Annotated in this window: 17 protein-coding genes and 1 pseudogene; 16 read left to right on the top strand and 2 right to left on the bottom strand. The window is 43.3% G+C overall.

Annotation, left to right across the window (positions count from 1 at the left end; translation table 11 throughout):
* Positions 1-2 precede the first annotated feature (2 nt).
* Positions 3-677, top strand: coding sequence for a riboflavin synthase (locus tag A7325_RS04475; RefSeq protein ID WP_068405037.1), 675 nt, complete (start codon positions 3-5; stop codon positions 675-677).
* Positions 678-734: 57 nt separating this feature from the next.
* Here the strand turns inward: A7325_RS04475 and A7325_RS04470 are convergent, their stop codons facing one another.
* Positions 735-3,668: a response regulator gene (locus tag A7325_RS04470; RefSeq protein WP_068405033.1), complete on the bottom strand. Its 2,934-nt coding sequence runs from the start codon at positions 3,666-3,668 to the stop codon at positions 735-737.
* 183 nt (positions 3,669-3,851) lie between these two features.
* Here A7325_RS04470 and fmt point away from each other — a divergent pair, with 183 nt between their 5' ends.
* From fmt to A7325_RS04425, 9 genes are all read left to right on the top strand, one after another.
* Positions 3,852-4,958, top strand: coding sequence for a methionyl-tRNA formyltransferase (gene fmt / locus A7325_RS04465; protein WP_068405031.1), 1,107 nt, complete (start codon positions 3,852-3,854; stop codon positions 4,956-4,958).
* 84 nt (positions 4,959-5,042) lie between these two features.
* Entirely contained in the window at positions 5,043-6,614 is a 1,572-nt protein-coding gene (locus A7325_RS04460; protein WP_068405030.1) for a transcription antitermination factor NusB, read from the top strand.
* 41 nt (positions 6,615-6,655) lie between these two features.
* Positions 6,656-8,077, top strand: coding sequence for a threonine synthase (gene thrC, locus A7325_RS04455; RefSeq protein WP_068405029.1), 1,422 nt, complete (start codon positions 6,656-6,658; stop codon positions 8,075-8,077).
* A gap of 240 nt (positions 8,078-8,317) precedes the next feature.
* Positions 8,318-9,412: a LysM peptidoglycan-binding domain-containing protein gene (locus tag A7325_RS04450; protein WP_068405028.1), complete on the top strand. Its 1,095-nt coding sequence runs from the start codon at positions 8,318-8,320 to the stop codon at positions 9,410-9,412.
* Between the two features lie 79 nt (positions 9,413-9,491).
* A complete protein-coding gene (gene dprA, locus A7325_RS04445; RefSeq protein WP_068405025.1) occupies positions 9,492-10,742 on the top strand; it encodes a DNA-processing protein DprA in 1,251 nt (416 codons plus the stop codon).
* Positions 10,743-10,848: 106 nt separating this feature from the next.
* Complete coding sequence (locus A7325_RS04440) at positions 10,849-11,484, top strand: L-threonylcarbamoyladenylate synthase (protein ID WP_068405023.1); 636 nt, start codon at positions 10,849-10,851, stop codon at positions 11,482-11,484.
* A 159-nt stretch (positions 11,485-11,643) separates the two neighbouring features.
* The gene (locus A7325_RS04435) at positions 11,644-12,606 is read left to right on the top strand and encodes a TIGR01777 family oxidoreductase (protein WP_068405021.1); all 963 of its coding nucleotides are present in this window, start codon (positions 11,644-11,646) and stop codon (positions 12,604-12,606) included.
* Between the two features lie 195 nt (positions 12,607-12,801).
* Positions 12,802-13,875 (top strand): metallophosphoesterase, encoded by a 1,074-nt coding sequence (locus A7325_RS04430; protein ID WP_068405019.1) that lies wholly within the window; start codon positions 12,802-12,804, stop codon positions 13,873-13,875.
* 116 nt (positions 13,876-13,991) lie between these two features.
* A complete protein-coding gene (locus A7325_RS04425; protein WP_068405018.1) occupies positions 13,992-15,128 on the top strand; it encodes a metallophosphoesterase in 1,137 nt (378 codons plus the stop codon).
* Between the two features lie 107 nt (positions 15,129-15,235).
* On the opposite strand, the gene A7325_RS04420 is transcribed toward A7325_RS04425, so the two are convergent.
* Positions 15,236-16,723 (bottom strand): alpha/beta hydrolase, encoded by a 1,488-nt coding sequence (locus tag A7325_RS04420; protein WP_068405016.1) that lies wholly within the window; start codon positions 16,721-16,723, stop codon positions 15,236-15,238.
* 477 nt (positions 16,724-17,200) lie between these two features.
* On the opposite strand from A7325_RS04420, the gene grpE reads away from it, so the two are divergent.
* From grpE to A7325_RS13680, 6 genes and pseudogenes are all read left to right on the top strand, one after another.
* Positions 17,201-17,815 (top strand): nucleotide exchange factor GrpE, encoded by a 615-nt coding sequence (gene grpE / locus A7325_RS04415; protein ID WP_068405014.1) that lies wholly within the window; start codon positions 17,201-17,203, stop codon positions 17,813-17,815.
* A 243-nt stretch (positions 17,816-18,058) separates the two neighbouring features.
* Positions 18,059-20,002 carry a molecular chaperone DnaK gene (dnaK, locus tag A7325_RS04410; protein WP_068405012.1) on the top strand — a complete coding sequence of 648 codons (1,944 nt, stop codon included), beginning with the start codon at positions 18,059-18,061 and terminating at the stop codon, positions 20,000-20,002.
* A gap of 330 nt (positions 20,003-20,332) precedes the next feature.
* The gene (locus A7325_RS04405; protein WP_068405010.1) at positions 20,333-20,869 is read left to right on the top strand and encodes a porin family protein; all 537 of its coding nucleotides are present in this window, start codon (positions 20,333-20,335) and stop codon (positions 20,867-20,869) included.
* A 168-nt stretch (positions 20,870-21,037) separates the two neighbouring features.
* Positions 21,038-21,526, top strand: a complete 489-nt coding sequence (locus A7325_RS04400; RefSeq protein WP_227514939.1) for an NfeD family protein — start codon at positions 21,038-21,040, stop codon at positions 21,524-21,526.
* Positions 21,527-21,547: 21 nt separating this feature from the next.
* A complete protein-coding gene (locus A7325_RS04395) occupies positions 21,548-22,408 on the top strand; it encodes an SPFH domain-containing protein (RefSeq protein ID WP_068405008.1) in 861 nt (286 codons plus the stop codon).
* A gap of 247 nt (positions 22,409-22,655) precedes the next feature.
* Positions 22,656-22,865 (top strand): annotated as a pseudogene (locus A7325_RS13680) (helix-turn-helix domain-containing protein); the annotation flags it as partial.

Genomic DNA, 22,865 nt, shown 5'->3' with positions numbered 1-22,865 from the left:
ATATGTTTACTGGAATTATAGAAAGCATTGGCAAAGTAAAGTCCATGCAGCCAACGGGCGGTGATATCCGCTTGGCCATCGAATCTGATGGCTTAGATTTTAGCGATGTGAAATTGGGGGATTCTATTGCTTCAAATGGCATTTGCTTAACGGTAGTGGAGTTTGGTAGCAATTATTACTCTGTCGATGTTTCACGTGAAACAATCGCTCGTACAGCGCTGGCAGATTTAAAGCCCGGTTATACGGTGAACTTAGAAAAAGCCATGCTACCAACCACCCGTTTTGGTGGGCATATCGTTGCCGGTCACGTTGATGGGGTAGGCGTGGTTAGTAAATTGCAAAAGGATGCGCGCTCACTTTATATTGAAATTGAGATACCGCACGAGTTGGCACATTATACGGCGACCAAAGGCTCTATTACCCTTGATGGTATCAGTCTCACCACCAATTTAGTCCGCGATAATATCGTTTCACTCAATATCATTCCGCATACCGCGCAAGTCACCAATATTGCCCAGCATTGGCTGGTAGGTAGTAAAGTTAATGTTGAGGTCGATATTGTGGCGCGCTATTTAGAGCGTTTACTAAACAAATCGCAAGCAGATACTGCCCATGCTAGCAGCCCACAAAGTACGATTACTGAGGCGTTTTTAGCTGAGAATGGTTTTATGAAATAAGAATTAAATAGCCAAAATCATAACCAAGCTGTTATAAAAGACAGATTGTGCAAACGCTTATTGGTTTTTAATCAGCGTTTGCAAAACAGTTTTTAGCTTTTGTTTATTAATAGGCTTAGCCAAAAACTCATCCATGCCCACTTGTAAACAGGCGATTTTATCTTCTTCGCTATTATTTGCTGTTAGCGCAACGATTGGAATATCATCGCCTTGCGCGCGAATCGCTTGGGTCGCTTGCAGTCCATCCATCACAGGCATCCGGCAGTCCATCAAAATAAGCGCAATCTCCTGACGCTGCGCTTGCAATCTTTCTAACGCCTGCTGCCCATCTTCTGCCACGATACTGCGATAACCGATTTTTTCTAATATCTTACAAGCTATTTTTTGATTGGTTGGGCTGTCTTCTACCACTAAAATCAGTGGCGCTAACGTTTCATGAGCGGCGTCATCTGCGCCTAACGGGCTACTGCTTTGCTGATTGTTTTCTTGGCTAGTTGTTTGCGGTAACAGTGTTTGTCTAACGGGTAGAGTTAATCGCAGTAATTCAGAGAGTAATAATGCCACATCGAGTGGTTTGTTTAAAAAACCGTCACATTGATCCAATAACATAGAGGGAATGCGGCGTTCAGCTTTCATACTGACCAATATTTTTGGCAGCGCAGTATTAGACAGTAAGCTATTTAGAGCCTGCTGTTTATCGATATCTATACGTGTTTTATTTGCTAATTTCTCCAATTTATTTTCAGCGTCTATATTTTTATGATCAATGTTTATTTGAGGTGATAACGCGAGCGTAATGTCTTCATAATACTCGTAATCTAAGAGCAAAATAGGTGCAAGTCTTTGTGCATCTTGCGCCAATTTATTATTTATTTGCTCAAGCACCACTCTATCTATAGAAGTAGAAATAGTCGCTGGGATAGATAAATAAGCGCACAAATCGCGTAAATGCTTGGCTCGCAGCGGTTGTTTAATGACGGCAATAAGGTGAATATAAGTCAATTGCGAATTAGAGTGGTAAATAGGCTGATAGGCTGGTCGCCTACAAGGCAAATACAGGTTAAAAGTACTGCCTTTATTAAGCGTGCTTTTCATCTCAATAAAACCGCCTAATAGTTTAGCGAAGCTATTAACGTCATTTAATCCGAGCCCTTTTATGGCGCTGTTTTTGTGCGCGTAGTTAATAGGGCGGTTTTTGATGTGAACACTGTTTTGACTGTTGCTTTCATTAAAATACGTCAGCAGTTGGTGCTGCTTTGCGATATCGATCCCTGTGCCGCTGTCTTTTATACTAAACCGAATCCAGTCGTGCGATGGATGAATGGTAGTGTTTGATTTATCTAGATTGCCGTGATTCGTATCATGGCTGTTATTAGATATGTGCTCTTTATCTACCTCGCCTATACTGGTACTTTTGATATCAGCTATGTCCGCATTGGTCACCGCGTCGATGGTAAGTGACACATAGCCAGAATTGGTAAATTTAATGGCGTTATCTAATAGATTACGTAGGATTTGCCGCAAGCGCCTATAGTCGGTAACGATACAGCGCGGGCTGTCAGGCGCAAAAAAATACAAGAGCTCAAGTCCTTGCTGCCTCAAGCTTTCTACCATCGATTGACTAACTTGTTGACCAAGCTTATAAATATCCACCGCTTCAATAGATAGACGGGATGTACGAACCTCTATCTCTCCTATATCTAACATATCGTTTAGCATCGTCAGCATAGAATGGCTGGTTTGAGTCAAAGTCGTAACGATTTGATGTTGCTTAGCGCTCAGATTATCGGGATTGATAGGCTCTAACGTGTCAATCATGGCTTCTAACGGCAGGCGTAAATGATGTCCCATCGTCGATTTAAGTGCTTCAAACTCATCAAGCTGACGTTGTAGTTGACGGTTTTGCTTTTCCAAATGCGCCGTTTGTTCGACAAGCTCATGGATGTTATTGAGTAAAACGGTAAAACCATGCACCTGCCCGTGTTCGCCAAACCACGGCGTGATATGCAACTGATAAGCTTTTTTATTGTGCAAACCATAAACCAGTAGCGTGCGCGTGAGCCGCAAATCTGTCAGTTTTTGTAGCAGGGCTTGGGTTGATTCGTCTTTAGTAAAGAAAAAATCGGCCAGTTGATAGTTGCTATCGCTGTGAAAGATAATGTCAAATACCTGCTCAAAGCGTTGATTAAAAAAGCTGATTTGACCGTGTCTCATAATCATCAGCATTGGCAAGGGCGCATGATCAACCAATCGCTCTAAACGATGCTTTAAGGTAGTAATACGGCGATGACTATTATGCAACTGATAACTGATACGGCTAAGCGCGTGACCCAAACGCAAAAATTCATCTGTGGTTTTCTTTTCGATAAACGGCGGTGTGACATAGCCATCCTTAGCATGGCTACTTAACTCATCGGTATAAATGAGCAGTTGTTCCCAGTTGGCACGCCGCTTTAGAGTATAGAGTAAGGCCATAGCAAATAGTAAGATGGCTGTCATCAATGGCAACCAATAGCGATACGACATCCAATTGATATCAAGCGGTTCATGCCGCAGTATCAGGTACACCTTATGACCACTTTCCAGTTCAATGGTGCCGACCAAATTACGATTATTTAGCTCATAGGCACTATGATGATTGTTAGGAGAAGGTACGGAAGTAATGACGTTAGGAAAGGTAATGCCAGTAAATTCCCGCTCATTTGGGCGGGTACGTCGGTGAATATACGTTTGCCCAGAAGGCATCATAAAAATCAGCTGATAGCTCATATCCTTTAAAAAAGGCTTTTGTAATATCTTTTTAATTGCTAAGTTTGTAGGGTTTGAGAGCTGGGTTATCTCGTGCTGTAAATTATAAAAGCTTTGGATACTGTGCTGCTCATTATGCTGCCTCATCTCATAAAACATGGTGCCGTAATACACTGCCAACATCGCTAATAATGTCAGTGTATAAAAAATCAGCAGTCGTTGTAGAGATTTAAATTGTTGCATAAAAGCAGGACCCTAAATCGGCGGTAAGTCGGTATGTCTTAATATGAAGTCAAAACTACGCTTAATAACTATTATAAAGATAAAACGCCTGATTAATAGCGCTTGATTGCTGCTATTACAATCATGGCACAACGCTACAAACTCACCTATAATAGGCAAATTAACCATAAATACTGCCTGACTATGACCACATCTGCTGCACAATCTGATTTATCTATTAACGCCACTCAATCTCAGCAAAACGTTGCTATCAAAGTGCCGCCGGCTGCTAAACCGCTGCGAGTGGTATTTGCTGGCACACCAGAGTTTGCAGCGGTTAGTCTTGAGGCGCTTATCGAGCAGCAAGAAGCGCTGAATATAGATATCGTTGCCGTTTATACCCAGCCCGACCGTAAAGCTGGCCGCGGACAAAAACTGGCGGCGTCGGCGGTCAAACAAGTCGCTTTGGCCAATGACATTGTGGTTGAACAGCCTGCTACCTTTAAAAAATCCAGCACCGAAGGCATGGCAGCACGGCAGACGCTGCGTAGCTATCAGCCTGATGTGATGATTGTCGCGGCTTATGGGCTTATTTTACCGATTGGCGTCTTAACCACGCCGACTTATGGTTGTCTTAATATTCATGCTTCGCTGTTGCCGCGTTGGCGCGGTGCCGCCCCGATTCATCGGGCGTTACTAGCGGGTGATAGCGAGACTGGCATTACCGTTATGCAGATGGATAAAGGCTTGGATACGGGTGATATGCTTTACAAGATCAGCGCACCTATCGAAGCTGATGATACGGCCGCCAGCTTGCATGATAAAATGGCAGCACTTGGCGCGGCGGCTATTACTACCGTATTAAAAGACTTGGCGCATTACCAAGCACAAGCTGTTGCTCAAGATGACAGCCAAGCCAATTATGCGGAAAAATTGGTTAAAACCGAAGGCGAAATCGACTGGACGCAGTCTGCTACACAGATTGAACGCCAGATTCGTGGGTTGACTCCTTGGCCTGGCGCCTACACCTTTTTAGCAGGGCACCGCGTCAAAATTTTGGCCAGTCTGCCTGTAAACCCATCACAGCAAACCGTTAAGCCTGCGGGCACTGTTATCAGTGTTGGGCGAAAAGCCATACTGGTCGCTTGCGGCAGAGACACTATTAGCGAACCCCAAAGCAAAGAATACTCAGCGACGACTTTGGCGATTACTCACTTACAATTTGCAGGTGGTAAGCCGATGAGCGCTGAGCAAATTTGCCATGGTAATCAATTAAACGATGGCGATCAGTTTATGGCAGAAGTAAAGTAACTTACTTATGCTTAATGTATTTAATAACAAGCAATCTAACTTTTATCAGACGCTGTCGATCAGACGTCAAGGAAATTCAATTTAATGAGACAAACCAGCACTGCACCAAGAAATAATAAGCTCAAACCGTCAAGCAACCTTATTATGAATGGTAGCGTCCGTGTCCGGGTGATTCGCACTTTAGTGGCCATTCAAAATGGTCAATCACTTGCCAGCGTCCTTGACCCGTTACTCAACAGTCTGCACGACGGCGATAAAAGCTTTGCCCATGCCTTACTACTGACGACACTGCGCCAGTGGTACGCGCTGGCACGTTTGCTCGATACGCTAGCGGACAATCCTATCGATGAGGTTGAGGTTCGGACTACTATTCAAGTGGGTTTAGCGCAATTGCTGTATTTAGAAGTGGCGGACCACGCAGCGATTCATGAAACGGTTGAGGCGGCAAAAGAGATTGATTTTGCCCATGCAACAGGTTTGATTAACGCTATCTTGCGTAAAGTCGCTAAGAATCCTAGCAAGTTTCGTAAAAAATGTGATAAAAAGCACAGTCTGCCGAACTGGCTTGCTTATCAGCTTAAGCAGGACTGGAAGGATGAGTATGACGAGCTGATGCAAGGTTTGCGCCACGCAGCACCGATGTTTTTGCGAGTCAATTCGGCGGTTAGCTCAGTAGAGGATTATCAGAAAATACTTGATGGGGCAGAGATTGAGGCGGATGTGGTTGAGCTAACGACTGGTTTTAAATTAGCGAACTCGTCAGATACCGCTTTAAACACCACGCTATCTACTAAAGGGTTGCGACTACAGCAAAGCACCGCTGTTAGCGCCTTGCCGCATTTTGCTGAAGGGGCGCTCAGCGTACAAGATATGCACGCTCAGCTTGCAGCACCGATTATCCATAAAGCTTTGATGAATAAGGTAAGCGCTGATAAGTCCAATGCTGATTCAGATAGTAGCAACAATAATGAACTACATATCCTAGATGCTTGTGCGGCACCTGGCGGTAAATTGGCGCATTGGTTAGAGCTTATAAGCTCTAATAACGATTCATCATTGTTTCACGTGAAACAAAACGACGAATCTGTTTCTATGGCTTCAAGAGTGAAGCTGACGGCTATCGATAACGAAGCGCTGCGTATCGAGCGTATTCATACTAATTTACAGCGCCTAAACTTAAATCAGCAAGATTTAGAGCAGGCTGAGAAGAATATAGCGCTAAATATCGTCTGTGCTGATGCGACCACATGGCAAGGGGCTGGTAAGAAAAAGAGCAAACTTGTCTTTGATGCTATATTATTAGATTCTCCTTGTACGGCGACTGGCGTAATCCGTCGTCATCCTGATATCAGTATCTTGCGTACCGAAGAAGACGTTGAGCAAACGGCACTCTTACAAGCGGATATTTTGCATAACCTGTGGCCACAGCTAAAAGCGGGTGGTTATCTGCTATATGTCACCTGCTCTATCTTAAAGCAAGAAAACGTCGAGCAAATGCAGGATTTTATGACTCACTATAGTAATGTAGAAGCCATTAAATTTAGCGACAATTGCAGTTGGGGTATAGAACAAGCGATTGGTCGCCAGTGCTTGCCGATTGATAGCGAGAGCGGCGACGGTTTTTATTATGCCTTGCTGCAAAAAACTGCTGAATAAACTGTTTTAATTAATCATCTCATTGTAGACAGGACAATCTAATGAAATATATCAGTACCCGTGGTCAGACAGCGCCGATGGATTTTAGTGATGTGTTATTGATGGGGCTTGCGCCTGACGGCGGTTTGATGCTGCCTGAGCAGTATCCAAATATTGATAATGCGACGCTTACCGAGTGGCGCTCGCTTAGCTATCCACAGTTGGCGCTGGCGATTATGCAGCGCTTTGCTACTGATATTCCTGTGGCTGATTTACAAGATATCATTGAGCGTACTTATACCGCTGAGATATTTGGTTCTGATGAGATTGTTCCTGTCCGTAAGCTTGAAGGCAATTTATATATTTTAGGATTATCGAACGGTCCGACGTTGGCGTTTAAAGACGTTGCCATGCAGTTTTTGGGTAATGCTTTTGAATATGTGCTTAAAAGAAAAGACGCACGTATTACCATCATTGGCGCCACCAGTGGCGATACAGGTAGTGCGGCAGAATATGCCCTGCGCGGTAAAGACAATATCGAAGTCTTTATGCTGTCACCGCATGGCAAAATGAGCGAATTCCAGCGCGCGCAAATGTATAGCTTAACCGATGCTAATATCCATAATATCGCCATTGATGGTATGTTTGATGATTGCCAAGATATTGTTAAAGCGCTACAGCAGGATGCTGAATTTAAAGCCGCTTATAACCTCGGAACCGTCAACTCTATCAACTGGGGGCGGATATTAGCGCAAATCGTTTATTACTTTAAAGCCTATTTTGCCGTTACTACAAGCAACGATGAAAAAGTCAGCTTTAGCGTGCCATCAGGTAACTTTGGCAATATCTGTGCCGGTCATATCGCTCGCGAAATGGGATTGCCAATCGAGCGTCTAATCGTTGCGACCAATGAAAACGATGTGCTTAACGATTTCTTTAATCAAGGGGCCTATCAGCCGCGTCCGACTGATAAAACTTACGTCACCTCAAGTCCGTCGATGGACATCTCTAAAGCTTCCAACTTTGAGCGCTTTGTCTATCTACTACTCGACAAAGACAGTGCCCGTGTCAGTGAATTATTTGAAGGGGTGAAATCTGGCCAAGGGTTTGATTTGTCTGACTTGATGAAGGTGGTCAATACCCGTTATGGCTTTGCTGCGGGCAAGTCCACCCATAGCGACCGCCTACAAACTATTAAGGTACTTTATGAGCAGCATGGTGAGCTAGTTGATCCGCACACGGCTGACGGTATTAAAGTTGCTAAAGAATTACAGCGCGAAGGTGAAGTGATTGTTTGTGCCGAAACAGCATTACCGGTGAAATTTGCTGATACTATCTTTGAGGCGGTTGGAGAGATAGAAATTGCGCGTCCTGCGCATACCGATGGCTTAGAAGCCTTACCGCAGCATGTAGTAGTATTAGATAATAATGCTGAATTGGTCGCTGAGCAAATTCGTCAGCATGTGACACCAAATCCAGCTTAGGCAGCTTATTTTTATTAACCGCTTATCAAAATTAATATCCAGTTATCAATAACTAAATTTAGGTTACGCCATTGTAATAAGATGTTTATGATTGTGTTATGGTATATATAATTGTAATATTGAAAACGGCATCGGTAAGTCATTATTAGGCTAGGCGATTTTTTACAACTAAACCCGTCAATCATACTGAATAGCTGCTTTATAGACATTATATTAGCGGTATATATTGTGGATATAACAATGAAGATGAGCTTAAAGAAGATAGCAAACGCACTATTACTGACGGCATTTAGTGGTGCAATGCTGCTGACCACTGCCCACGCCAATAATCCACCGCCTACTATTAAGGCTGATGCGCCCAATCGCTATATCGTCAAAAAAGGCGATACCTTATGGGATATCTCAGGGCGTTATCTAGACAGTCCTTGGCGCTGGAAAGAGATTTGGGCGCCCAACAAGCAAATCAAAAATCCCAACCTTATTTATCCTAACGACGTTCTTATCCTCTGCGTGATTCAAGGTAAAACCTTGGTCGGTGTCGATACCGGCGAAGGTTGCGCAGGGGTTGAAAAACAATTGACTGGCAATGTGGTTGCCAGCTCAGTTACTGTGACCTCTACCGCTAATAGTATTCCGCCTATTCCATGGTCTGCTATTCAGCATTGGCTCGACAAGACCATCATTGTTAATCCAGCAGATTTTAATACCACCCCATACATTTTAGCCTCAAAAAAAGGCAATTTAATTACCGCTAGTGGCGATAAAGTCTATGCCAAAGGCGTACCACTTATCGTTGGCCAGCGTTACGGTATTTACCGTGAAGGCGAAAAGTATGTCGAGCCTAAAACACAAAAAATTATCGGTTTAGAAGTGACTCAAGTCGCTACCGGTCTGGTCACGTCTACCGAAACCAATGGCGTGACCAGCTTGCAGCTTATCGACAGCTATGGCAAAGAAGTGCGTGAAGGCGACCTTTTTGTGGAGCTAAATAATTCAATTCCGCCAGTATTTTATCCAACGCCAGCAACGGTTAATCGCGGCGGTATGATTGTTCGCGTGATGGATTCTATTAGCTCAGCGGCTAAGGGGAGCGTCGTTGCTATCAATTTGGGCAGCGCACACGGTGCCAAACCTGGTGATGTATTGACCGTTTTTCAAAAAGGCGCGGTCATACGCGATATCAAGGATAATGACACGCCAGTACGTTTACCAAGCGAGCCTACCGGTATGGTAATGGTATTTAATACCTTTGATAATATCAGCTATGCGTATGTGCTTGATTCTGAGCTACCGCTCAATGTCGGTGATCAGCTGTTACCACCGCCGTATCTATAATAAGTGCAATATCTCTAATAAGTATAATGCTTATTCTTTGAGCTAAAAGTTTAACTTAAACTAAATGAGCTAGATGATTATGACCGCAGTCGCTTCTTTTTTATCCGCCGAGCAGCGTGCCGTTTTGGCGCTGTGGACTGAAGTGAATGCGTCATTATCAGCGTATCATAAACTCATCTCTAATTTTGGTACGGCAGGGCTTGCTTGGGACGCTAAAGTAGAGGCATGGCGTCAATTGGGCATTCATAGTACCCATCTTAAACGTCATGAGCAGCCAGAACAAACGCTCACTACTATCGATAAAATCCAGCAAGCATTGTTAGACGGAAAGTACGGTCTTTTATTTGCAGACCAGCCTGATTATCCAGCGCAGCTGCTAGAAATATACGACCCACCACCATTGTTATTTTACCGCGGTGATAAAGCACGTTTGCAGCAAGCGCAAATCGCCATCGTTGGTAGTCGCAAACCCACCGCCCACGCGCAAAAAATCACCTTTGATATGGCACAATACTTAGCGCAAGCTGGTTATATTATCACTAGCGGTCTTGCGATGGGTGTCGATAAGCGCGCCCATTTAGGTGCTTTAGCTCAGTCTGATACTGAATATCAAGGCCGTACGATTGGCGTGATGGGGACGGGGATTGATGTCAATTACCCCAATCATCATGATAAATTATTTAGTCAGATTATTGACCAAGGCGGCTGTATCGTCAGTGAGCTACTACCGCACACGCAGCCACACAAACACACTTTCCCGCGCCGTAATCGTCTAGTTGCAGGACTTAGCCTCGCGACCATTGTCACTGAAGCGACCATTCAAAGCGGCTCACTGATTACTGCGCGCCTAACCTCCGAGCAAGGTAAACAAGTTTTTGCCATTCCAAGTCATATTGATAATAGTAATGCCGAAGGTTGCCATCATTTAATACGTGAAGGCGCAACGTTGATTTATCATCCGCAGCACGTCCTTGAAGATATTAATAATCAGTTGGACTATAGAGCGCATACCTATCAGTCGTCATCTAATGCAGAGTCTAGTATTGAGCAAACAACTCTTAGCCAAAGTTCCAATTCTTTAAATACAGAGAAGCTCTCTAGCAAAAGTATTAATCAATCACCACAATCTAATCTTAAACCTTCTTCCCATACTAGTGTTATTCCTGAGCATTTAGCGCTCATTTATGAGCAACTTGATTGGCATGGGCAGGATTTAGATGCGTTGTTAAATACTACTGATATGTCGGCCGCGCAATTGATTGGGCAACTTATGGAGCTAGAGTTATTAGGGGTCATTAGTGTACAAGGTGGGCGTTATTTGCGCGTGTAGTTTTATTTTTAATCAAAACGCGATTTTAAGAAATCTTTAAACCTGCTGTTTTCCCCGTCGTTTAAGTTGTATTATATCTCCTTATACTTTCCTTTCTCATTCCGCTATGTCTACATCTAAAGCTCTTATCACCGATTCTGTCATAGAAGCTGCGCATTGGCTACAACAAGGACAGCTGCTTGCTTATCCAACCGAAAGCGTTTGGGGTATCGGCTGTGACCCCTTCAATCAACAAGCAGTAGAGCAGCTTTTGGCTATCAAACAACGACCGTTAGAGAAGGGCATGATTGTGGTCACCGATAGTGTCAGTCGACTTAAGATGTTGTTAAATAGTCTAAATGAAGATCAACGCCAGCAAGTGTTAGTCAGTTGGCGTAACGATACTGATTGTGATGTCGATAGCCAGCAGGCCCATACGTGGTTATTACCGTTATCAGAAAACTTACCCGTTTCTATCCCTGCGTGGATTACCGGTTCCCATCATAGTGTGGCGGTGCGGGTGATTGACCATCCTTTGGTGCAGCAGCTGTGCCGTCAAGTGGTGTCCGTCCATAATCCCTATGGCTTTGTCGTTTCGACCAGCTGTAACCCGTCCGGTCAGCCGCCTGCTTTAACACTTTCACAAGCACAGGCTTATTTTTCTAATAGCAATGAGCAAGTTGGCTATCTAAAGGGCGAGACGCTTGGTTATCAGCTCCCTAGCCAAATCAGCGATGCTCGAACGGGTCAAGTGATTCGTTAGTAACCATTTAAAAGCTAATATTTTTTATATTAGTAGTTCAGTCCTCTATTTATACCCAATCTTACTTTACGCCTTATACCTACAATTCATCTCTTGTTTTTGTAGATGGTTTTTTGTCACACTGAGAAAAAGGCAAGACAACTATAAGGATAAAAAGCGATGGATATTCTAATCAGTGGTGGCTCGGGATTTTTAGGTAGCGCGTTTAGTGAAGCAATCATTAAGCGCTATCAAAAAGATGATAAAAAAGTGCAGATTACGTGGCTGACGCGCGATAGTAAGCAGGCGCATCCTAATGATATTAAAATGATGACCTATGATGAGCTGGTGAAGTCAGATAAAAGCTTTGATGTTATTTTGAATCTAGCAGGCGCAGGGATTGCTGATAAACGTTGGAGTGACGCGCGTAAAGAGCAATTGCTTGCCAGCCGTATCAAACCTACTGAGGCGCTACTGGATTTTATTGCGCGTAGTAATAGCAAACCTAAGCTACTGGTTAGCGGTTCAGCGATTGGCTGGTATGGTCCTCAAGGTGATAAGTCTTTGACAGAAAGCAGTGGTTTTAACGCTGATTTTTCGCATAAACTCTGTGACGACTGGGAACAGTTGGCGCTAAAAGCTACCGATTACGGTGTCCCTGTTGCTATCGTACGCACTGGTGTGGTTATCCATCCTAAGGGCGGTATGGTCAGTAAATTATTAACGCCGTTTAAAATGGGTGTCGGTGGTCAATTGGGTGACGGTAAGCAAATTATGAGCTGGATCAGTCGTACTGATTGGGTAAGAGCGGTAATATTTATCATTGAGCAACATCTTAGTAGTCAGAGACAGCAAGTGAATAGTATTGATAATACTCTAACAACAGCAAACGCTACGCCAGCGCTGGTTTATAACTTGACCGCGCCCAACCCTGTGACCAATCATACTTTTACTAAGATGCTTGGCGCATGGCTACATCGTCCGACATTTTTTACTTTACCAGCATTTTTATTAAAGCTGATGTTTGGTGAGATGTCGACCTTGTTGATTGATGGGCAAAAGGTGCTGCCACAAGCGCTACTAGGCGCCGGCTTTGAATTTGAACACACAGCTTTAGAGCAAGCGTTGGAGCAGCAATCGTAAACTTTAAAAGATATGTTTCATGTGAAACAATGGGTTTGAAACAACGTTTTTAAAGCATTGATTTAAAAATAGCGTTAAATTACTAAGTGCTTTATATTTCTAGTTCTATAAAGTTTCAATAAACCATCATGCTGTCTACAACAGGTAAGAATATTGGCGTACTATAAGCCCGTCTTTGTCTGATTCAATTTTATTATGTGGCCTTTTATCATTCTTACCCAGCTGCTCGCCCTGATGAGTAGCGTGATATTTTACTGGTTCTTTCAACCAAAACAGCGCTTAGCTAAAGCCGGTTTGTTTTTAAGTGTTTTTATTATCAACAATGCTTTTCTGCTCTACGGCTTGAGTGAATTTTGGCGCGAGCGCTTTCATGTCTATCTGGTTGTCGGTATTTTACAAGGCTTTATGTTTTATGCCGCATTAATAACTGCGGTTATTGCCTTGGTCTATGGTTATATTCTTAAGCAAAAAATTCAGCCAAAACTTATACGCGCCGTTGCAGCGATAACTTATATTGGTATTGTAGGTTTGGCGGTATTTAATGCCTATTCACCTGTCGTCCATCGTCTAAACGTCACGACAGATAAGCCACTTAAGCGGCCGCTGCAAATTGCTTTAGTGTCTGATACGCATTTAGGGAGATGGTTTGGCAATCGGCAGATAGATAAGATGGTGAGGCTGATCGATGCCCAAAATCCTGATGTCGTGGTCATCGCAGGCGACGTCATGAATGATTCTACTGACGCTTATGATAAAACCAATATGCATGCGCACTTATCAAAACTAACAGCGCCGCTCGGTGTCTATGCCACGTTGGGAAATCATGATTATTCTGGTAACGAAGTGGCAATTGCCAAGGCCGTTGAACGCGCAGGGATACAGGTAATTGACAATAAAAGCGTTTGGTTAGACGATTCAGTGTTGCTGATAGGGCGTTCAGATGAGACAGATCCCGCACGTCCGGCTGCGACAGATTTGCTTAGTGAAGTGAGGGCGGATAAACCAGTAATATTTTTAGAGCACAGCCCTGCTGACTTGGAGCAAATAAAAGGTTTGCCGATCGATTTGCACCTGTCAGGGCATACGCATGGCGGGCAGATATTTCCTTTAACGATATTACTAAAGTGGTTTACGCCGCTGGTTTATGGGGCAAAGTACAGTGAGGGCACGCAGTTTTTGGTGACTTCTGGCTATGGTATTGGCGCAGTACCCTTTAGGCTTGGCACGCGCTCTGAGATATGGATGATTACCTTGCAGTCGGCGCAATAGTAGTCATCCCAGCGCTCACAAGTATTGAAAAAGCAGTCGCTATAATCCGCTAATTTATAAATACTGCCACAACCCAGCAAACGCTTTATCAAAATATTATCTCGCTAGGAATTTTCATGCGTTACGCATTTATTATCACTATTATTGTCCTGCTGCAGCTGTTTAGTTTTGGCGCAGCGTGCAGTCTAGAATGGTGGCTACAGCCTTGGAGCACGCCTTTATTAATACAGGTGACTTGGCTTGCTGTCTTTGCGATTACCAATGTTTTTTTGCTGCTTAGCGTCACAAAATCATTTGCCAATAGCTATCGCTGGATAAGCGCTTGGATGATGGTGATGCACTTTATGCTACTAACGGCGCTATTGAGCAGTGTATTATATGGTGGTTTTTGGCTTTTACATGCTTTGGGTATTCCTACTTTTTATGATACAGGCGTAATTAGTATTGGCTTACGCATTTTTGCCCTAGTTTTCTTTATAGGCCTATTTAGCTATACGCTGTATAACGCTTACGTGCCGGCGGTGCGCGAGCTGTCTGTCAAGATTAATAAGCCGCTAAATTACTCGCTGCGTATTGCAGTAGCCAGTGATTTGCATTTGGGCCGTTTATTTGGCAATAAATCTATCGAACGGCTCAATGACATTGTGCAGAGCTATCAAGCAGACATATTGTTGATGCCAGGCGATATTATGGATGACAATACCAAGGCGTTTGCGGCCTATAATATGGCAGAAGATTTGGCAAAGCTGGTAAGTAGTCTGCGCTACGGTGTCTATGCGACGTTAGGTAATCACGATTTGTACGGTCACGAGCAGCCAATTAGTGAAGCTTTACAAGCTGCTGGCGTGCAGTTGCTCAACGATGAAGCGATTTGTCTGTCGCATCAAGGTCAGCCGGTTTGGCTCATTGGACGTTTTGATAATCATAAACGGCAGAGGGTAGCGACGACCGAATTGCTCGAACAAGTGAATACTACTGAGCCAGTGATTTTGTTAGACCACCGACCGAGCGATATTATGGCGCATAGCCAGTTGCCGATTGATTTACAGGTTTCAGGACACACCCATAATGGGCAGATATTTCCAGCTAATTTTATTGTAAAGGCGATTAATCGCTTGGGCTACGGCTACGAAAAAGTCGGTAAAGGTCACTTTGTGGTATCGTCAGGTTATGGGTTTTGGGGCATACCTTTTCGTTTAGGCTCACGTTCTGAAGTTTGGCTCATTACGTTAAACGGTCAGCCCAATTCATAAAAACTATCTTTATCATATTAATGTCCTTGACGATTTAGTTGTCATAAGTCCTTAATTGCCCATTAAACGCCAACCTCACTTTTTAGTGATAACGGCTATTCTATTTCTTAGGCTGCTAATAAATTTTGTGTACTTATAATGTCACGTACAAAACCAGCAAAGCCATGGATAATATGATTGGTTTCCTGCTCAAGTCCTTGGTGCACGCTCATAAAATGAATAAAGCCATGCGGCGCACCGTAGACCGTATAAGTTTGGACAGCTCTACCATAATCTTCTAACTGCTTGGCATACGCAAACGCCTCATCACGTAAAACGTCCAATTCTGCTGCAACGACATAGGTCGGGCAAATTTGTCGATTGTCACCGAGCATAGGCGACGTCAAGATATGTTGACGTGGCAGCGGACTATTTTCTAAACAAGCCGCATCAAAAACCGCCACATCGGCGTGATCGAGCAATAACCCTTCGCCGTATAGCTCCCAGCTTGGATAATCATTTTCGATATCTGTCACAGGGTATAAAGGCATTTGTGCCAGTGGCTGCGGCAGGCGCTGTAATATCTCAAACGTTTTTTGCCCATCAATCCCTAAGTCTTGCCATGCTTTTGCAGACGGCGTGATGACTTGTTGCGCAATCATGGTTGATAAGCCGCCGCCTGCACTATCTCCTGCCAAAACAATACGTGACGCTAGTGCCCCGAATGATTGGCAATTATCAGCTAACCAAGCATAAGCGGCAATACAATCTCTTAACCCCGTAGGCGCAGGATGTTCAGGCGCTAGGCGATAATCGACACTGACCACTGGCCATCCTGTTCGCTCACAGACAGCATGACAAAACTCGTGATGGGTGTTGATGTCGCCAATACAAAAGCCACCGCCATGGAAAAATAGCATGACGGTTTCATCAGGATTGCGTTTGGCTTTCTTTTTAAAACTAAAGCCTGCTGCGTTTACTTGCTTTTGATAACAACGAACCAGCATATCGCCATCATCAGCGTTGGCAATCGTCTTATCTTCCCAATTGACGCTAGGTTCATTTTTCTTAGTAAAAGGTTTTATCATGTCGAATAAGGATGAGCTTGCCTGCTGCCAAACTCTTGGCGTTTGCATAGCAACGGCGTCAGTGGCAAAGCGTTTACGCAGCTCGCCCATCTCTGAGAGCTGTAAAGGGGTTTTAAGCTTGCTATTTACCGCCAGAATCAAACGCAAATGCGCATCAACGTGTTCATACTGCTTAGCTGTAGGTCCATCTAGATAATCAACCAAGCTGTCTAATACTGTTTCTGGCAAGAGACCGATACTTTTCATTGCATAGTGCAGCAAATGTGGCTGATAAGTCGTCAGCAAATTGTGATGCAGTACTTTATCTCTAATGGATAGGTGCTCGCTGTCAATGCAGGATTGCCTATCGTCAGTGCTTATTTGCAAAGTATTGATGGGCAACGGCTCATTTTCAACATTCTCTGAAGGGTTGTTTGATGAGTTAACAGATGAATGCTGACGTTTTTCTTGACCTAAAGACGTAAGGTTTAGTGTCCTTACTGCTTTATTAAGTAAGGTGTTGACTGATAATGTCGCTGAATAAGGCATAACACCTCCCATAAATGATAAATTATATTTGTAAATATCATAAGATAGGCGAAAATAAAGTTGAGTATTCTTTGGTAAGAGTGTGCAGGCTAATAGTAATTTATCTGGCTTAACTGACGTTTTTTTGTAGGTTTTGTTAGTGAAATGAATTACTTATTGACAATAAGCGTAAAGGGAATAAGGTTGTTTTAAAGTAGGTAATCATCTCAAGCATCACCATATCGTTATCATGGATTAAGGTAGTATTCATAACCAGCGATAAAAATTCTACACAGTAGGCTTGAAATTTACCCTCATCACCTTTATTAATCAGCTATCAGAAGGTAGTTAAAAGTTATTGCTAACCATAGGTGATTTATAAAATCACGGTTTGGCTAATGGTCGATTATTTCATTGTCTGGCCAATTTATGGTGTTGTTTTCTAATCCATCATTATTCAGTTAATAGCCTTATTCATAATTATATAAAGGAGCCATCATGAACGAGCAGAATAATAATCACGAAAATATTGATCAAAACGTGCCACACGACAACGTTTCGCATGACAATGTCGAGCACGATGATAGTATCTTAAAAGAAACGCTAGAAGAGTTTAATCCACAGCAAAACTCAGGGGAAGAAAGCACTATCGAAAACGATATCGATTTAGATACTTTTAAAGCCCGTATCGCCGAGTTAGAAGGCGAGGTCAAGCAAGCGAAAGAAGGGACAGCGCGCGCCAATGCTGAAGCTTACAATGCGCAAAAACGCATGGAGCAAGAAGCCGATAAGAGCAAAAAATTTGCCCTGCAAAAATTTGCCAAAGAGCTATTAGAAGTGGTCGATAATTTAGAGCGCGCTATCGAAAATGCTCAAGCAGATGATCCTGTTATCGAAGGCGTCAGATTGACGCATAAAGCATTATTAGATGTCTTAAACAAAAACGGCGTAGAAGTGGTTGAGCCACAAGGCGAGAAATTTAACGCTGATTTGCATGAAGCAGTTGGTATTGATCCAGAAGCTGAAGCCGATACTGTGGGTACAGTACTGCAAAAGGGCTATAGTCTGAACGGTCGTTTGCTGCGCCCCGCAATGGTTCGTGTTGGACAATAGGTTCTGCCAGCTTAACCATTTAAAATTAATATTTTAAATAATAAGTCTTTAACCACGCTAAACCTTACTATTAATAAGGGTTTACACAAAAAATCACATAAAAGACATTTTTTGCCGGTTAAATGACTTGAAATAATACAGCGCCAAACCTATATAGAACAACAAGTGACCGTCTAGTATCTGCTAGATTAGGTCTGATGAGATAAATAGCTTATTTAAAAAATAAATTAGGAGCAATTAATTATGGGTAAAGTAATTGGTATTGACTTGGGTACAACGAACTCATGTGTCGCAGTGATGGAAGGTGATAAAGTTAAAATCATCGAAAATGCTGAAGGTACACGTACCACACCATCGATTGTCGCTTACAAAGATGACGAAATCTTGGTCGGTCAGTCAGCAAAGCGTCAAGCGGTGACCAACCCAAACAACACTTTATTTGCCATTAAACGTCTGATTGGTCGTCGTTTTGATGACAAAGTGGTACAAAAAGACATCGGTATGGTGCCTTATAAAATCGCTAAAGCCGATAACGGTGATGCATGGGTTGAAATTAACGGTAAAAAATTAGCGCCACCACAGGTTTCTGCTGAAATCTTGAAAAAAATGAAAAAAACAGCGGAAGACTATCTTGGTGAAAGCGTCACCGAAGCTGTTGTAACAGTACCTGCGTACTTTAATGACTCACAGCGTCAAGCAACCAAAGATGCGGGTAAAATCGCTGGTCTTGATGTAAAACGCATTATTAACGAGCCAACCGCTGCCGCACTTGCTTACGGTATGGATAAGAAGCAAGGCGATAGCACCGTTGCCGTTTATGACTTGGGTGGTGGTACTTTTGACGTATCAATCATCGAAATCGCTGACGTTGATGGCGAGCAGCAGTTTGAAGTATTAGCGACCAATGGTGATACCTTCCTTGGCGGTGAAGACTTTGACTCAGCGTTGATTGATTATCTGGTTGATGAGTTCAAAAAAGATCAAGACGTCAACCTAAAAGGTGACTCGCTGGCGATGCAGCGTTTAAAAGAAGCCGCTGAAAAAGCAAAAATCGAGCTATCAAGTGCCCAAAGTACTGAAGTCAACCTACCATATATCACTGCCGATAGCAGTGGTCCTAAGCATTTGGTTGTCACTATCAGCCGCTCAAAACTTGAGAGCTTAACGGAAGATTTAGTACAACGCACGATGGGTCCTTGTAAAACTGCCCTTGAAGATGCTGGTCTAAAAGTTGGCGATGTTGATGACGTCATCTTAGTTGGTGGTCAGACTCGTATGCCATTAGTGCAGCAAAAAGTACAAGAATTCTTCGGCCAAGAGCCACGTAAAGATGTGAACCCTGACGAAGCGGTTGCCGCTGGTGCTGCGATACAAGGTGCGGTATTGTCTGGTGACAAAACTGACGTCCTATTGCTTGACGTAACACCATTGACGCTCGGTATCGAAACCATGGGCGGTGTCATGACGCCAATCATTGAGAAAAACACCATGATTCCAACTAAGAAATCACAAGTTTTCTCAACGGCGGAAGACAACCAGCCAGCCGTAACGATTCAGGTGTATCAAGGTGAGCGTAAAATCGCTAACCAAAACAAACAGCTTGGTCGTTTTGACTTGACGGATATTCCACCAGCGCCACGTGGTTTGCCGCAAATCGAAGTTACCTTTGACATTAACGCTGACGGTATCATGAACATCTCAGCGAAAGATAAAGGTACTGGTAAAGCGCAAAGTATCCAGATTAAAGCGGATTCTGGTTTGTCGGATGAAGAAGTCGAACAAATGGTGCGTGATGCTGAAGCCAACGCTGCTGAAGATGAGAAATTTGCTAACCTTGCGCAGGTACGTAACGAAGCAGATGGTCGTATTCATGCGGTACAAAAAGCGCTAAAAGAAGCTGGCGATAAAGTCACTGAAGATGAAAAATCAACAGTAGAAACTGCCATCTCTGAGCTTGAAGCGGCTGCTAAAGAAGATGATTATGATGATATCAAAGCCAAACTTGAAGCGCTAGACAATGCTTTCTTACCAATCAGTCAGAAGATTTATGCTGACAGCGGTGCTGGTCCAGAAGGTATGGATCCAAGCCAGTTCCAACAAGGCGCTGAAAATGCTGGTAACAACAACCAAGCGGATGACGATGTCGTTGATGCTGAGTTTACTGAAGTTGACGAAGATAAAAAATAAGCTTAATTAAAGCTTAAATCGACGTTGATTTCATAATAAAAGGCGTATCTTTCGGGATGCGCCTTTTTAATGTTGACTCTCAGTCGCTGTTAATGAGTAGGGAATATTACTCAAACTAGGTGATTGTAACAAAAGATTTCATATCTAGCCCTTTGTAACCCAAGGGCCGACAAACACTTGCAAAAGTTAACTTTCTTACCATTAAACACTGACAGAGTTTTTGACATGGTTTGTTACTATGTATACATCGTTAGCAAACAAGGCGATATGGCTAAAAAGCCCACATAAATAAATAACTTGTTTGTCCAAATTGATTTTAAGGAGCTACACATGAAAACTCTACAAAAAACTTTACTAGCCCTAGCTGCAGGTTCTTTACTAAGCGTAGGTGCACAAGCAGCCGTAGCATACGGCAATGGTTATACTGGCCAGCCATACGTTGGTGTAAAAGTCGGTCAGTTTGACCTAGACGTAGATGGTGCTGATGATCCAACTGCTTATGGCGTATACGGTGGCTATAACTTTGATCCTAACTTCGGTATTGAAGCTGAATATGTAGGTTCAGATGATGCTGATTATCGTGGCGGCGATATCGATGCCAAAACTTACGGCGCTTACGGTACTTACCGTTATGCATTCCCAAATACTGGACTATACGCTAAAGGTAAATTAGGGGTTGCCAGAACTGAAGTAGAAGCCTCTGGTACAACTTTAGGTTTATATAACGGTACAGATAAAGATACAAGCCTAGCAGGCGGTGTTGGTCTTGGTTACTCAGTCAATCCTGACTTCAGCGTTGAAGCAGAATATGACAAACTAGGTAGCGATGCGGATCTTATGACTATCGGCGCTCATCTTAAATTCTAATTAACTGAACATTAAGTTCTATATTAATGAAAGAGTTAGATGATAAGCAAAATAAAAAACGATCACTTAGGTGGTCGTTTTTTTATGCCTATAACTTTTAAGGCGCTGTTTGATAACAAAATGTGCTACATTGAAAGCTAGAATGATAAAGATAGGGAATGAGCAATTATGGAGATGCTTTGGATGCTTGAACCGTGGCACTGGCTGGTATTAGGCTTTGTATTGCTAATCATTGAGATGTTTGTACCGACGTTTGCCAGCCTGTGGTTTGGCGGAGCGGCTATCATCGTGGCTGCTCTTGCGTGGTTGCTACCCATTTCTGTATCGATGCAAATCATTATTTGGTTGGTGCTCTCGGCTATCTTTTTATTGGCTTGGTTTAAATTTATCAAACCATTATCTGTCGATCGCACCAAAGCGGGGTTGGGCGGTAGTGTCATCATCGGTGAAACTGGGATGATTATCGTCGCGCCGCAGTTAGAGCGCGCAGGCGTTGTACGCTTTAGTGTACCTATCGTCGGGGCTGCTGAGTGGATGTGCCGTACGAGCGGTGAGCAAGTCGCCGTCGGCGATCGCGTGATAGTGACGGATATCGTAGGTAATGAGCTGATTGTCAGTAGTATGCAAGCGCAAGCAGTTATTAATAAAAATAGTTAGGCATAATAATAGAGGTGCAACATGGAAAGTTTTAGTATTGTCATGATCGTTTTGATTGCATTGGTCGTGTTTACGGTGTTCAAAGGCGTGCGCATTGTTCCTCAAGGGTATAAATGGGTGGTGCAGAGACTCGGTAAATATAGCCAAACCCTAGAGCCGGGATTAAATTTAATCATTCCTTATGTCGACGATGTGGCTTATAAAGTGACGACCAAAGATATCGTCCTTGATATTCCCTCACAAGAAGTCATTACCCGAGATAACGTGGTCATTATCGCCAATGCCGTTGCTTATATTAATATCGTGCGCCCCGATAAAGCGGTTTATGGTATCGAAGACTATGAATACGGTATTCGAAATCTAGTGCAGACGTCTTTGCGTTCAATCATTGGTGAGATGGATTTAGATAGCGCCTTGTCAAGCCGTGATGAAATCAAAACCAAGCTCAAGTATGCCATCTCAGAGGATATTGCCGATTGGGGTATTACCTTAAAGACGGTAGAAATCCAAGATATCAATCCCTCGCAAACCATGCAAGCCTCGATGGAAGAGCAGGCGGCGGCAGAGCGTTTACGCCGTGCTACCGTCACCCGTGCTGACGGGCAAAAGCAAGCGGCTATCTTAGAGGCAGATGGTCGCCTAGAAGCGTCACGCCGAGATGCGGAAGCGCAAGTGGTATTGGCGAAAGGCTCAGAAGAATCTATTCGTCTGATTACTGCTGCAATGGGCGACGAAGAAATGCCGATTGTCTATTTACTTGGCGAGCAATATATCAAATCGATTCGTCAGTTAGCCGAATCTGATAACGCAAAAATGGTGGTATTACCGGCTGACATTCTAAGTACCATAAAAGGTATGGTAGGTGATAAGCTTAAGGTTTAACTAAGTATGCTTTAGGCGTATTTAAATTTGTTAGAAAAATAGTCAGTGAGCGTTTTACGTGCTGACTATTTTTTTAACTTTTAATTGATAGCTAATCAACTTTTTAGCGTGCATTACTCTATTTTTAATAACTTAGATTAACACATGAAGTGCAATACCAAATGCAAGGTGAAAAAAAGACCTAGATGCGCTAGCATCAAAGTTTTTATCCACCGACCAAAGTGAGATTGCAACCATGAGCTATACACATCTAAGCCTAGGTGAACGATACCAGATTTATGCCCTTAAAGGGGCAAAACATAGTATTAATTTTATAGCGAGGGCGTTAAACAGAAGTCCCAGTACCATATCAAGAGAGCTTAGACGCAATAAAAGCCTACGAGGTTACCGAGCAAAGCATGCTAATAACAAGGCTTGTGACAGACGGGCTAACAACGCCACAACTATTGTGGCTGAC

It is taken from the genome of Psychrobacter sp. SHUES1 (assembly GCF_001652315.1).
GTDB classification, from domain to species: domain Bacteria; phylum Pseudomonadota; class Gammaproteobacteria; order Pseudomonadales; family Moraxellaceae; genus Psychrobacter; species Psychrobacter faecalis.
Note: the sequence above shows the minus strand (reverse complement) of the source record. Positions and strands in the feature narration are given on the sequence as shown.